Source organism: Lutibacter citreus, assembly GCF_003260195.1.
Classification (GTDB): domain Bacteria; phylum Bacteroidota; class Bacteroidia; order Flavobacteriales; family Flavobacteriaceae; genus Lutibacter; species Lutibacter citreus.
In genome coordinates, this window is sequence record NZ_QEIH01000007.1 from 294343 (window position 1) to 307485 (window position 13143).

The 13143-nt window shown below is 29.4% G+C and carries 12 protein-coding genes; 5 read left to right on the forward strand and 7 right to left on the reverse strand.

The window, feature by feature from the left end; all coding sequences use genetic code 11:
* Positions 1 to 663: a DUF5020 family protein gene (locus DAD81_RS16145; protein ID WP_111709338.1), complete on the reverse strand. Its 663-nt coding sequence runs from the start codon at positions 661 to 663 to the stop codon at positions 1 to 3.
* A gap of 280 nt (positions 664 to 943) precedes the next feature.
* Between DAD81_RS16145 and DAD81_RS16150 the strand changes: the two genes are divergently transcribed.
* The 5 genes from DAD81_RS16150 to DAD81_RS16170 all read left to right on the forward strand — a co-directional run bounded on the left by DAD81_RS16150 (position 944) and on the right by DAD81_RS16170 (position 7890).
* On the forward strand, positions 944 to 2713 hold the full coding sequence (locus tag DAD81_RS16150; RefSeq protein ID WP_262511283.1) for an NAD(P)H-dependent oxidoreductase subunit E: 1770 nt from the start codon (positions 944 to 946) through the stop codon (positions 2711 to 2713).
* Between the two features lie 277 nt (positions 2714 to 2990).
* The gene (locus DAD81_RS16155; RefSeq protein ID WP_111709340.1) at positions 2991 to 4718 is read left to right on the forward strand and encodes an NAD(P)H-dependent oxidoreductase subunit E; all 1728 of its coding nucleotides are present in this window, start codon (positions 2991 to 2993) and stop codon (positions 4716 to 4718) included.
* A gap of 9 nt (positions 4719 to 4727) precedes the next feature.
* On the forward strand, positions 4728 to 5993 hold the full coding sequence (locus tag DAD81_RS16160; RefSeq protein ID WP_111709341.1) for an NADH-quinone oxidoreductase subunit B family protein: 1266 nt from the start codon (positions 4728 to 4730) through the stop codon (positions 5991 to 5993).
* A 15-nt stretch (positions 5994 to 6008) separates the two neighbouring features.
* Positions 6009 to 7460 carry a Ni/Fe hydrogenase subunit alpha gene (locus DAD81_RS16165; protein ID WP_111709342.1) on the forward strand — a complete coding sequence of 484 codons (1452 nt, stop codon included), beginning with the start codon at positions 6009 to 6011 and terminating at the stop codon, positions 7458 to 7460.
* Complete coding sequence (locus DAD81_RS16170; protein ID WP_111709343.1) at positions 7444 to 7890, forward strand: hydrogenase maturation protease; 447 nt, start codon at positions 7444 to 7446, stop codon at positions 7888 to 7890. Before DAD81_RS16165 ends, DAD81_RS16170 begins: the two co-directional genes overlap by 17 nt.
* Here DAD81_RS16170 and DAD81_RS16175 read toward each other — a convergent pair.
* From DAD81_RS16175 to DAD81_RS16200, 6 genes are all read right to left on the reverse strand, one after another.
* The gene (locus DAD81_RS16175) at positions 7858 to 8574 is read right to left on the reverse strand and encodes a DUF3307 domain-containing protein (RefSeq protein WP_111709344.1); all 717 of its coding nucleotides are present in this window, start codon (positions 8572 to 8574) and stop codon (positions 7858 to 7860) included. The two genes, DAD81_RS16170 and DAD81_RS16175, sit on opposite strands and share 33 nt — an antisense overlap.
* A complete protein-coding gene (locus tag DAD81_RS16180) occupies positions 8568 to 9170 on the reverse strand; it encodes a SatD family protein (RefSeq protein ID WP_111709345.1) in 603 nt (200 codons plus the stop codon). Before DAD81_RS16180 ends, DAD81_RS16175 begins: the two co-directional genes overlap by 7 nt.
* A 130-nt stretch (positions 9171 to 9300) precedes the next feature.
* Complete coding sequence (locus tag DAD81_RS16185; protein WP_111709346.1) at positions 9301 to 9723, reverse strand: secondary thiamine-phosphate synthase enzyme YjbQ; 423 nt, start codon at positions 9721 to 9723, stop codon at positions 9301 to 9303.
* A 3-nt stretch (positions 9724 to 9726) separates the two neighbouring features.
* Positions 9727 to 10929, reverse strand: a complete 1203-nt coding sequence (lhgO, locus tag DAD81_RS16190) for an L-2-hydroxyglutarate oxidase (protein WP_111709347.1) — start codon at positions 10927 to 10929, stop codon at positions 9727 to 9729.
* A complete protein-coding gene (locus DAD81_RS16195; protein ID WP_111709348.1) occupies positions 10919 to 12229 on the reverse strand; it encodes an MFS transporter in 1311 nt (436 codons plus the stop codon). Before DAD81_RS16195 ends, lhgO begins: the two co-directional genes overlap by 11 nt.
* A 100-nt stretch (positions 12230 to 12329) precedes the next feature.
* Complete coding sequence (locus DAD81_RS16200) at positions 12330 to 13133, reverse strand: M48 family metallopeptidase (protein WP_111709349.1); 804 nt, start codon at positions 13131 to 13133, stop codon at positions 12330 to 12332.
* Positions 13134 to 13143 lie beyond the last annotated feature (10 nt).

Consider the following 13143-nt stretch of genomic DNA (forward strand, 5'->3'; position numbering starts at 1 on the left):
TTAAATATTCCATTTAATAGCTAAAGTTGGTCTTCCTTTTATAGAACTATTATCCACCCCAAAGTTTGAAGAAATTTCAAATTCACCACCTACAGAAAAGGTTTTATTTAAGTGATACCATAATTGTGGCTCTGTTAAAAATACATTATTATCTGTTAACCCATCTTCAGTCCAGTAATCTGCAAAACCAGAAAAAGTTAATTTATCAGCAACTACATTCCAGTACCAAGTACCTGTAACTTGAAAATTCCCTTGTCCTTCTACTCCTGTAAAAGCCTTGTAACCAGCATATGTAGAAAACCCCCACTTTGCGTTACCTTTACTATAGTTTGCACCAAAAATCCAAGCTTCATTAATTGTATAACCAAATTGAGTATCAGGAATTGTAAATGTTCCTAAACCTCCATTATATTCAATATGAGCTCCTACTGGCATTTTTTCAGTTTTTAAAACACGTGCAATTTCATAATAAGCTCCACCAATTCCTGTTTTAGCATTATAATCTAAATCTACAAAGGTATAAGTGTTACCGTAATTATCCACTTTAAATAATTCAAAAGTAGTTGTAAATTGTTCTCTTTCAAAATCACGATGTAATTGAAAATTTTGAGCAGTAACCGATACAGTTACTAAAATAGTAAAAAGAGTAATTAGTTTTTTCATTGTGTTGCGTTGTTAATTGTTGTTAAAAATTAAGCGGCAAAAATACTATAAATCATAATAAATTTTCCTAACGGTTGTCAGCTTTTTTAACAATTGGTTAACATTTTGCTAATTTATATTCATTCTAAACGCTAAATTTTATTTAAACTGTAATATTTGTGAGTAATTTCTATATTATTTTAAGTACAACTCCTACTAAGCTACATATATTTCAAAAAAACCTGAATATAAACTAGTAAATTATCAAATACCTAATAACACCTCCACCTAAACAAACTTATTGATAATCAGCTATATAATTTGTATATTTAATATTATAAATTCATTAAATATGGAACGTAAAAGACTATTAACTCGTCTTTGGCAGTTTCAGAATGATTTTGGTTATATACCCCAAGTTGCCATAAAAGAACTTGCTGAAGAACTAAGGGTTTCAAAAATTGAAATTGAAGGAGTCATTTCATTCTATCACTTCTTTCACCTTAAACCTACTGGAAAATATATTGTTTATTTAAACAATAGCATTATTTCTGAATTTAAAGGATATTCTGAAGTAAAAGCTTCTTTTGAAAAAGAAACCAATTGTACTTTTGGAGAATATCAAAAACCTCTTTTTTCACTGTTTGAAACTTCATGTATTGGCCTTAGCGATCAAGAACCTGCAGCTTTAATTAATTTTTATCCATTTACCAATTTAACTCCTCTAAAAGTTAAAAAAATAATTGAACAATTAAAAAATGGAGAAAACATTGTTAAAATTGCGGATAATCCTTCAAGTAAAATTCAATTTAAACCAGAAGAAGATAAAACTATTTTTTTTCGAAATTATAAACTTGGAGAATCTTTAAAATCACTTAAAAACAATACACCAGATCAACTGCTTAAAATTATTTCAAAATCAAAACTAGAAGGTCGTGGAGGTGCTTTTTTTCCAACTTCAACAAAATGGAAATACTGTAAAGAAAGTTCTAGCCTGAAAAAATATATTATTTGTAATGCTGATGAAGGAGAACCAGGAACTTTTAAAGACAAAGCATTATTAAATAATTTACCAGGTCTTGTTATTGAAGGAATGATCATTGCAGGTTATATTACAGGAGCAACAGAAGGAATTATTTATATACGTGCGGAATACATGTACTTAATTAATATGATTGAAAACACCATTTCTAAATTTTATGAAAAAGGTTTATTAGGAAATGATATTTATGGTATTCAAGATTTTAATTTTAGTATAGAAATACAAATTGGTGCAGGCGCTTATGTTTGTGGTGCTGAAACTGCTTTAATAGAATCTTTAGAAGGTAAGCGAGGAGAACCAAGAATACGAAAACATTTTCCTACTGAATATGGCTATCTAGGTTTTTCAACTGTTGTAAATAATGTTGAAACCTTTGCACTTGCTGCTAGAATTATTGAATTAGGACCTGAATTTATACTTAACATTGGTACAAAAGAAAGTAAAGGAACTAAATTATTAAGTATTTCTGGCGATGTTGCCAAACCCGGTATTTACGAAATTGAATGGGGTATAACAATTAAGAAAATTATTGAATTATCTCAAGCAACTTCCCCTAATTATATTCAGATTAGTGGCCCATCTGGCGAATGTATTAACAATACAGAATTTAACCGAAAAATTTGTAAAGAAGATCTTAGTTGTGGAGGTTCAATAATGATATTTAATAGGTATAGAAGTATTGTTCAAATTCTTGAAAATTTTATCACTTTTTTTATGGTAGAATCTTGTGGTATTTGCACACCTTGTAGAGCAGGAAATCAAATTATTCTTGATAAAATTAAAAAACTAAAAAGAGGAATTTGTACAACAAAAGACTTAACCGACATTAAGAATTGGGGGAAAATTATGCAGCAAACAAGTAGATGCGGCTTAGGAACTTTTTCAACAAATAGCTTTAGAATGGCACTAGATAAATTTGAAAGTTATTTTAATTTAAAAATTTCAAAATGTGATGCTGATTGTGAAATTGAATTTGATATGGAATCTGCCGTTTTTGATTATGACCAATTAATTAAAACTACTCAATAAAAATTAACAATAAACCAGTAAAAACAACATTTTATGTATTTAAACCAATTAATTGATAAAAAACATAGCATTTATTGAACAATCATTAAAAATAGAATTCAATAAAAAATACTATTGTTTAAATAAACTATGTTTTTTTATAAGTTTTATTATTTAATAAAAAATGGATACTAGAATAATTTCAAAGAATAATAAATCAACTTTAACAACTTAAAATACAACAAGTAACAGTGTTTTTTTCGTAACTTTAAGTACAACCAATTTTAATTCATTTCTTATGGACAGAACATTTCTTTTATCCACACTTTGGAAATATCAAAAAGCAAAAGGTTTTATTTCTGAAAATGATATTTTAAAAATAGTGAAGAAATTAAAAATCTCAAGTATTGAAGTTGAGAGTGTAGTTTCATTTTATCATTTCTTTCATAAAAAACCAACAGGAAAACATACTATATATTTAAACAATAGTATTATTTCTGAAATTAAAGGTTTTAACAATGTTAAAATTGCTTTTGAAAAAGAAACTGGTTGTTCTTTTAATGAATATGGTAATGAAGAGTTTTCCCTATTTGAAACTTCATGTATTGGCTTAAGCGATCAAGAACCTGCTGCTTTAATTAACTTTCACCCATTTACAGATTTAACTCCTAAAAAAGTAAAATTAATTATTCAAAAAATTAGAAATGGAGAAAACGTAAAAGATTTTTCAAGCAAAACAAAAAGTAAAATTCAAAATACTCCAAGTGATGATAAAACGGTAATTTTTAGGCCTTACAAAATTGGAAATAGCATTAAAGCTATTCATACAAATACACCTCAACAAATTATAGATAAAATTGATAAATCTGGACTTTTAGGTTTAGGAGGTGCGTTTTTTGGAGTTGGTTACAAATGGCAATCTTGTAAAAATAATGAAGATGATGCCAAATATATAATTTGTAATGCAGATGAAGGTGAGCCAGGAACATTTAAAGACAGAGCTATTTTACAACATTTACCCGGTTTGGTAATTGAAGGTATGATATTAGCGGCTTACGCTACAGGTGCTAAAGAAGGTATTATTTACTTGCGAGCGGAATATCAGTTTTTTAAAGATGATTTAGACACTTTAATTCAAGAATTTTATAGTAAAAACCTACTTGGTGACAATATACTTGGCAAAAAAGATTTCACTTTTAATTTAAAAATTCAATTAGGAGCAGGATCCTATGTTTGTGGAGCCGCCTCAGCATTAATTGAATCTTTAGAAGGCAGACGTGGAGAACCGCCGGTGCGAATGTGGAGCGCTACCAAACACGGTTATAAAAGAAAACCTACTGTAGTTAACAATGTTGAAACACTAGCTTATGCTTCTCGTATTATTGAGTTAGGTGAAGATTATTTTCTAACTCTTGGAACTAAAAAATCTCCAGGCACCAAATTAATTAGTATTTCAGGTGATGTAGCAAAACCTGGTATTTATGAAATTGAATACGGAACCACCATACGTGATTTATTAAGTATTGAAATGAGTCAGGCCACCTCGCCTTATTTTGTTCAAGTTAGCGGTCCTTCAGGAGAATGTATCTCTCCAGCTGAATTTGACCGCAGAATTTGTATGGAAGATATTTTATGTGGTGGATCATTTATGGTATTTAATAGAACTAGAGATATTTTACAAATATTAAGAAATTTTATGGAGTTTTTTAAAGAAGAATCCTGTGGCGTTTGCACACCTTGTAGAGCTGGAAATTTTATTTTAAATGAAAAAGTAAAAAAAATGCAACGTGGTTTGGCTTCTCAAGAAGATGTAAATGAGATAAAGAAATGGGGAAATATAATAAAACTAGCAAGCAGATGCGGTTTGGGAAAATCATCTCCTAACTCATTAATTTATTCCATAGATAAATTTAAAGAATATTACAATCTTAAAATTGCACCTTCAAACGAATTCCAAAACGTAGAATTTGACATGGAAGATGCTATTCACGAATTTGATTGTGTTATTAAAGACACTCAATTATAACCTTATAAAATGAAAAATATATCATTTAAAATAGACGGTAGAAATTGCACAGCTGAAAAAGGTCAAAATTTAATTGAAGCGGCAAAACAAAATGGGATTTTTATTCCAACGCTTTGTCATTTTAAACATTTAAACCCTCTTGGAAGTTGCAGAGTTTGTACAGTTAAGCAAAATGGAAAAACTTTAGCTGGTTGTACCATTAATGTAGATGAAGGAATAGATATTGAAGTAAACACACCTGAACTATTAGACACGCGAAAAGCAATTTTAGAAATGATGTTTGTTGAAGGTAATCACTTCTGCCCTTCTTGTGAAAAAAGTGGCGATTGTGAAATGCAAAACTTAGGTTATGAAACAGGAATTAGATATACACGTTTCCCTCATTTATTTGTTGATAGAATTGTAGATGCCAGACCAGAAAGAATAGTTGTTAATCAAAACCGTTGTATAAAATGTAAGCGTTGTATTGAAGAAATTTTCACAAATGATGGCTATAGAGTGTTTAATTTCACCAACAGAGGTAATAAAACAGTAGTTTCAGTTGATTATGAGCAAGAAGCTAAACTTTCAGAAAAACAAGCTGAGCATGCCATGCATATTTGTCCTACAGGATCTATTTTAGTAAAAGGTAAAACGTTTTCAAAACCTTTTGGAGACCGACAATTTGATAATTCCAATTCCGATAAAAATATTTCTTTGCACGATATAAAAAAACATAAATCTACTAATAAAAAGAAAAAACGCATTGCAACAACTTCATTAGCGGGTTGTTTTGGATGCCATATGTCTTTATTAGATATTGATTTAGGAATTTTAGACATTATTGAATTGGTTGAATTCAACAAATCTCCTTTAACCGACATTAAAAAATTCACAAAACGTTGTGATATTGGCTTAATTGAAGGCGGCTGTTGTAATACTGATAATATTGAAGTGCTACGAGAATTTCGTAAAAACTGTGACATTCTAGTTTCTGTTGGTGAATGTGCAATTTGGGGAGGCTTACCCGCTTTAAGAAATACTATTTCTCTAGAAGATTGTTTAAAAGAAGCTTATTTAAACTCAATTACCAGTGAAGAAGGTGAAACTGTAATACCTCATCATGAAGATATTCCTAAAATTTTAAACAAAGTATATTCTAATCACGAAGTTGTAAAAATTGATTATCACATTCCTGGCTGTCCTCCAAATGCCAATCATATTTGGAATGTTGTGAAAAATATTTTATTTGATGAAGAATATTCAATTTCTTATCCTGATTTTAAATATGATTAACTAAGACTTAAAAAAATGAATAAACGAAAAATAATTATTGAACCTGTTACACGTGTTGAAGGACACGGAAAAGTAACCATTAAAATGGATGAAAATGGTAAGGTAGATAATGCCTTTTTACATATTGTTGAATTTAGAGGTTTTGAAAAATTTATTCAAGGTCACCCCTATTGGGAAGCACCCATTTTAGTGCAACGTTTATGTGGTATATGTCCTGTTAGTCATCATATAGCAGCAGCAAAAGCCATTGATCAATTGGTTGGTATAGATCCAGAAAACTTATCCCCAACTGCTACAAAACTTCGTAAATTATTGCATTACGGTCAAGTTTTTCAATCACATTCCTTACATTTTTTCTATTTAGCTTCACCTGATTTATTATTTGGAATAAATGCTCCTGCTGAAAAAAGAAATATTGTTGCCGTTGCTACTGAAAACCAAGAATTAGCAAAAAAAGGAATTTTAATGCGAAAATTTGGTCAGGAAATTATTAAAGCATTGGCTGGTAAAAAAATTCACGGAATATTAGCTGTACCAGGTGGTGTTCATAAAACTTTTACAAAAGAAGAAAGAGAATATTTTTTAAATGGAAAACAAATTCCAAATATAGATACAATGATAGAATGGTCTAAAGAGATTATAGACTTTATGAAAAACTATCATATAGAAAATGCTGAATGGATAGATAATTTTGCTAAATACCCATCAAATCATTTAGGCTTAGTTGATAAAGAAACTGGGGCATTAGAATTATATGATGGAAGATTACGATCTGTAGATTCAGAAGGAAAAGAACTTTTAAATATTAAAGATATTGAATATAGTTCTCATTTTAAAGAAGCTGTTGAACCTTGGACTTACTTGAAATTTCCATATATGACAAAATATGGAAGAGAAAATGGATGGAACCGAGTGGGACCATTAGCTCGTTTAAATACTTGTTCACACATAAGTACTCCATTAGCTGAAATTGAACGTCAAATATTTAAGTTAAACACACAAAACAAACCTAATAATATGACTATGCATACACACTGGGCGCGTTTAATAGAAATGCTACACTGTGCAGAACTTATGAAAGAGCTTATTTTGGATGATGAAATTATGGGGAATGATTTAATTAGAAAAGGTACTCCTAGAAATAAAGGAATAGGAATTATTGAAGCTCCCCGCGGAACTTTAATTCACGAATATCATACTGATGATAAAGGTTTAATCACAAAGTGTAATTTAATAGTTTCAACTACCCATAACAACGAAGCTATGAACAGAGGTGTTAAGGCTGTTGCTCAAGAAGTATTAAATAACAAGCCTGAAATTACTGAAACTATGTTAAACCAAGTTGAAATAGCCATTAGAGCATACGATCCTTGTTTAAGTTGTGCTACACACGCTTTAGGACAAATGCCTTTAATTGTGCAATTAGAAGATGCTAACGGAAACTTAATAGATGAAAAAATTAGATAATATTCTTATTATAGGAATTGGAAACAATACGAGGCAAGACGATGGTCTTGGTTGGGCTTTTTTAGATAAATTAACTGCCTTAGGTTACAATAAGGAGAACTTACTGTATAAGTATCAGTTAATGGTAGAAGACGCTGAATTAATAGCTAATTTTGGGGTTGTTATTTTTGTTGACGCCTCTAGATCGCAGCATAAAGGCGGTTATAAAATTGAACGGATTTACCCTTCTAAACAGGTTGCTTTTTCAACTCATGCTGTTCCCCCAAATCAAATTTTAAATCTTTGTAAAGCTATCTATGAAAAAAATCCAAAAGCTTATGTGGTAAAAATTGATGGCTATAATTGGGATATTGAAATAAAATTGAGTGAACAAGCTAAAAAAAACCTTAAAACTGCTTTAAATCATTTCAAGAAAATACCTATAACTTAAACCAATAATTATAGCAAACCCAAAACTTAACAATGTACCTATAAGAATATATTCAGTTAATTTACGATCATCAGAATTGGTTAAATCACCAAAACGAAATATTGATTTTGCCGCAAGTAAAAAACCTATTGAACTCCAATTATTTGTAATTATAAATACAAAAATTAAAAGACGCTCTATAATCCCAATATATTTTCCTGCATCCTCTAATGATTTTTTGTTTGAACTGCTTTTTATTTCCCATTTTGAAATTATTACTTTCATAACAATAGATGAAACAACCGTTACTAACAAAACTGAAATTACAAAAAGTAATATTTTTGGTGAAAACAAATTACTCAATTCCACTTGAAATGGTTCATATATATAAACAACAATACCCATTACTAATAAATGCGCCAATTGATCCCATAAAAACAACCATCTATAATTTATTTTCTTTCTTAAATTTAATTTTAATAAATCAATTATATAATGAGAAACTATAATTATTAAAACACCTAACCAATAGGTTATATTAAATTGAAGAACAATTTCTAAAGCTATAAAATGAATAAAAATATGCCAATATAAATAAGGCGATTTGTGTTTTTTCTTCTCTTTACTTTTTACCCATTTTTCAGGTTGAAACACAAAATCACCAATTACATGAGCTAGCAATAATTTTAAAGCTAATATCACCATAATTTAGATATTTGATTTCTATAAAATTTTTCCATTCTCATAATCTCATCGTAACCAGCAATTTTTAAACCTTTATTTATAGTACTCTGAGATTTATTTAGTAATACTGATAATTCTTTTTGAGTTTTGTTAGGATGTTCAATAGCCGTTTTTACAACTTCAGCAGATTTTTGAGACCAATTATTTATTGTTAATTGAGCTAAATCAAAAAATAAATTCATTTCTGTATTAAAATCTTCATTTGCTGTTTTTATTGCCAAATGACTTTTCTTTAAATTATCAAAGCACTCTCCAGAATTAACAAATGCGCTTCCATTAGACTCTGTAATTTTTTGTGTAGAATAACTCTTTTCTCCAATTCCAATAGCCAATCTAACATCAAGTCCTTTTACTAACTTAATAGTTGCTTTAATTAAAATAGCAGCCTTTAATGAATTTTCACTAGCTACTTCCAATTGAAAACTATCTCCCCTATAAATTTCCCATTTTTCAGGTTCCAAACCAAAAACACTCAATATACTTTTAAGTTTAGGCATCCATTCTTTAGGTTCAATTGCTCTTGAGTTTATAATATCCCCTGTTATTATACCAATCATATAGTTAATACTTATTTAATCAAATATAATCTAAATACGTTCCAAAACAAAATAATCGATTAAAAAAGCGATAATTAAAAATATAGACTTAAAAGACGATAATTAAACATATAGACTTATAAGAAAATAATTAAACTCCAAAAGCTGTTAAAACTAACTTTCTTGAACCGCCATAATCTCTATGTTCACATAAATAAATTCCTTGCCAAATACCAAGGTTTAACTTTCCATTAGTAATGGGAATTTGAATTGACGGTCCTAACAGTGATGCTTTAATATGTGCAGGCATATCATCAGATCCTTCATAAGTATGAATATAATATGGCATATTCTCCGGAACCATTTTGTTAATATGACTTTCAAAATCTACTCTTACTGACGGATCTGCGTTTTCATTAATAGTTAAACTAGCAGAAGTATGTTTTATAAAAACTTGTAACTGTCCTACAGAAATTTGCTTTAATTCAGGTAAAGCATCTATAATTTCAGAAGTAATTAAATGAAAACCTCTTTTTACAGGATTTAGATTTATTTCTTTTTGAAAATAATTCATAATTTAATTAATTACGTGTTCTATAATTTCATCTGCAATTGCTAAACAAGCAGTTGCCGCAGGTGAAGGAGCATTAATTACATGAATATTACTATTGTGTTTCATAATTTTAAAATCGTCAACCATGTTTCCTTCAAAATCTATAGCTTGAGCTCTCACTCCTGCCCTTGCTGGCTGCACATCATTTACCGTTATTGATGGCATTAATTTTTTAAGCTCTTTTACAAATAACCTTTTTGAAAATGCTCTTTTATATTCATCAATCCCTTTGCGCCAATGCTTACCAAACAACCTCCAAGTTCCTTTAAAAGATAATGCCTCAAACGTATCTATTAAACTAAAACTTGTACGTTTATATCCTTCTCTTTTAAAGGTAAAAACAGCATTTGGTCCACATTCTATACTTCCATCAACCATTCGTGTAAAATGTACACCTAAAAATGGAAATTTTGGATCTGGAACTGGATATACTAAATTTTTTATTTTATGAGTAGCTTCTGGAGTAAGTTCATAATAATCACCTCTAAAACCAACAATGCGAACATCTAGTTTTAAATCATCTTTTTTGGCTATTCTATCAGATTGTAATCCTGTGCAAAAAATAGCTTTTTTGGTTATAAAATCTCCTTTTGAAGTTTTTAATATTGAAAAATCTTTTTCTGAAATTACTTCTTTAACTTCACAATTTGAAATAAACTTACTTTCAATATTTGTTCTACTTATATTTTTCACAAAAGCTTTACAAAGTCCAACATAATCAATAATACCAGCTGTTGGTACCCAAATAGCTTTTACACCTTTAATAAATGGTTCTTTTTCTTTAAGTTCTTCCGAAGATAAAAAACAAATGCCTTCAGTTTTATTTTCAATTCCTCTTTTAAAAATATTTTCTAATATTGAAATTTCACTTTCTTTTGTAGCTACAATTATTTTTCCGCAAACATCATGAGTTACATTGTTTCCCTTACAATATTCAACCAATTGCTTATGACCATTTTTACAATTTTTTGCTTTATAAGAACCTGGTTTGTAATAAATACCAGAATGCATCACCCCTGAATTCCTACCTGTTTGATGTTTTGCTACTTCAGACTCTTTTTCAATAATAAGAATTGATTTATTCGGAAATTTAAGTTGTAATTTATATGCTGTTGCAAGACCAACAACACCGGCTCCAACAACAATAAAATCAAATTTATTGGACATATTTTGTTTTTCCAACAAAGTTCAGCAAAACAAAGGAAATTAAAAAGAAAATACCTAAAAACAACACACTCCATTGCATAGACCCAGTAATGGCAATTAAAAAGCCAAATACTAACATTCCAAATACAATTGCTATTTTTTCGGTAACATCATAAAAACTAAAATAAGTAGCATGATCTTTAGTTTTAGGCAATAATTTTGAATATGTTGATCTAGATAATGATTGAATAGCTCCCATTACCAAACCAATTAACGCTCCTAATCCATAAAAGTATAAATTCACATTTTCTTGAGATTTATCTAATAAAAAAGCAACCAAACAAACAGCTGCCCAAATTGCTATAGTAATTTTTAAAGAAGTAATATTACCTATTTTGTCTGACAATCTTGAAAATAAAAAAGCACCAATAATACCAACAAATTGAACAACCAATATTACAGCTATTAAATCTAAAGTTGGCAAGCCCAATTCTTTACTCCCAAAAATACCTGCCATTAAAATAATTGTCTGTACACCAACACTGTAAGTAAAAAAAGAAATTAAAAAGAACTTCAATTCTGGACGAACACCTAATTCTTTTAAAACTATTTTTAGCTCTTGTAATCCTTTCCAAATAAAATCATTGGCTGGTTTTTTATCGTATACATTATTAGGTAAATATCTATAAGTAATTTGTGCAAAGCCAAACCACCAAACACCAACAATTAAAAAAGTAATTCTTGATGCCATTGCCGCACTTTCTAAGCCAAAAAATGATGGGAAATTAATCATCAACAAACTTATTATTAATAAAATAATAGACCCCGTATAGCCCAACATAAATCCTTTAGCGCTAACTTTATCTTGATCTTTAGGATGTGCAACCTCAGGTAAATATGCATTATAAAAAACTATACTTCCCCAAAAACCTATACTTGCTAATATTGTGAAAAGGATTCCTACCCAAAGAGTACTTTCTCCTTTAAAAAAGAACAAACACATTACAGATAAAGAGCCTAATAAACAAAACATTTTCAGAAACTTTAATTTATTCCCAATGTAATCAGCTATCCCTGAAAGTATTGGAGAAATAAAAGCTACTACTAAAAATGAAAATGCCAGCGTGTAATTGTATAATGTAGTTGGATTCCATTGGGTACCTAAAAAACTAATTTTATCATCTATATTTGCAAATGATTCTGTTAAACTACTATAGTATATTGGAAAAACTGCAGTACTAATAACCAATGAATAAACTGAATTTGCCCAATCATAAAATGCCCAAGCATTTATTAATTTCTTATCTCCTTTTTTCAACATATTTTATAAATAAAAAACCGCTCTTTAATTAAAGAACGGTTTACAATATACTATAATAATTCGAAATAATATTTATTACTGAATCAATGTTTTATTGGTATTAATTATACTTTGCTGCCAACTTTACAGCTTCAGGTAAAAATGCTTTTAAATTTTTAATTCTACTTTCATTTGAAGGGTGCGTACTCATAAACTCAGGTGGTGCTTCTCCCGCACTAGCTCTCTGGCTCATTCTAATCCATACATTAACAGCTTCTTGAGGATTATAACCCGCCATTATCATAAATACCATACCTAATTTATCCGCTTCAGTTTCATGATTTCTACTAAAAGGCAACATTATACCATATTGAGCTCCTAATCCAAATGCAGTATTCCATATTTCTTGAGATTTTGCATCTTTGTTTGCTGTTCCAAGAGCCACAGCTGTTCCTCCTAATTGCATTAAGGTTCCTGTAGACATTCTTTCTTGCCCATGTTTAGCAAATGCATGTGCTACCTCATGTCCCATTACAGCTGCAATCCCATCTGTATTAGCACACATAGGTAAAATACCTGTATAAAAAACTACTTTACCTCCTGGCATACACCAAGCATTAACAGTTGGATCATCAATTAAATTAAATTCCCATCTGTAACTATCTGCTTCAGAAACCATATTATTAGCTCGCATAAATTTATCCACAGCCTTTGAAATTCTTACTCCAACTGATTGAATTTCATTGGTAGTTTTTAAATCTGTAGAAATTTTATTTTCTTTTAAAAAACCTGCATATTGCTCAAAACTTGTTGGTAAAACTTCTGCATCACTAACAAAATTTATGCGTTTTCTACCTGTTATTGGCACCGTACTACAACTAATTATAAATAATAAGACTATTGATAAAGAAACTATTTTTTTCATTTTTAAATTT

Excerpts from the sequence above, each read along its gene's own strand:
- DAD81_RS16145 (WP_111709338.1), bottom strand. The coding sequence starts at position 663 with ATGAAAAAACTAATTACTCTTTTTACTATTTTAGTAACTGTATCGGTT.
- DAD81_RS16155 (WP_111709340.1), top strand. The coding sequence starts at position 2,991 with ATGGACAGAACATTTCTTTTATCCACACTTTGGAAATATCAAAAAGCA.
- DAD81_RS16160 (WP_111709341.1), top strand. The coding sequence starts at position 4,728 with ATGAAAAATATATCATTTAAAATAGACGGTAGAAATTGCACAGCTGAA.
- DAD81_RS16165 (WP_111709342.1), top strand. The coding sequence starts at position 6,009 with ATGAATAAACGAAAAATAATTATTGAACCTGTTACACGTGTTGAAGGA.
- DAD81_RS16170 (WP_111709343.1), top strand. The coding sequence starts at position 7,444 with ATGAAAAAATTAGATAATATTCTTATTATAGGAATTGGAAACAATACG.
- DAD81_RS16175 (WP_111709344.1), bottom strand. The coding sequence starts at position 8,574 with ATGGTGATATTAGCTTTAAAATTATTGCTAGCTCATGTAATTGGTGAT.
- DAD81_RS16180 (WP_111709345.1), bottom strand. The coding sequence starts at position 9,170 with ATGATTGGTATAATAACAGGGGATATTATAAACTCAAGAGCAATTGAA.
- DAD81_RS16185 (WP_111709346.1), bottom strand. The coding sequence starts at position 9,723 with ATGAATTATTTTCAAAAAGAAATAAATCTAAATCCTGTAAAAAGAGGT.
- lhgO (WP_111709347.1), bottom strand. The coding sequence starts at position 10,929 with ATGTCCAATAAATTTGATTTTATTGTTGTTGGAGCCGGTGTTGTTGGT.
- DAD81_RS16195 (WP_111709348.1), bottom strand. The coding sequence starts at position 12,229 with ATGTTGAAAAAAGGAGATAAGAAATTAATAAATGCTTGGGCATTTTAT.
- DAD81_RS16200 (WP_111709349.1), bottom strand. The coding sequence starts at position 13,133 with ATGAAAAAAATAGTTTCTTTATCAATAGTCTTATTATTTATAATTAGT.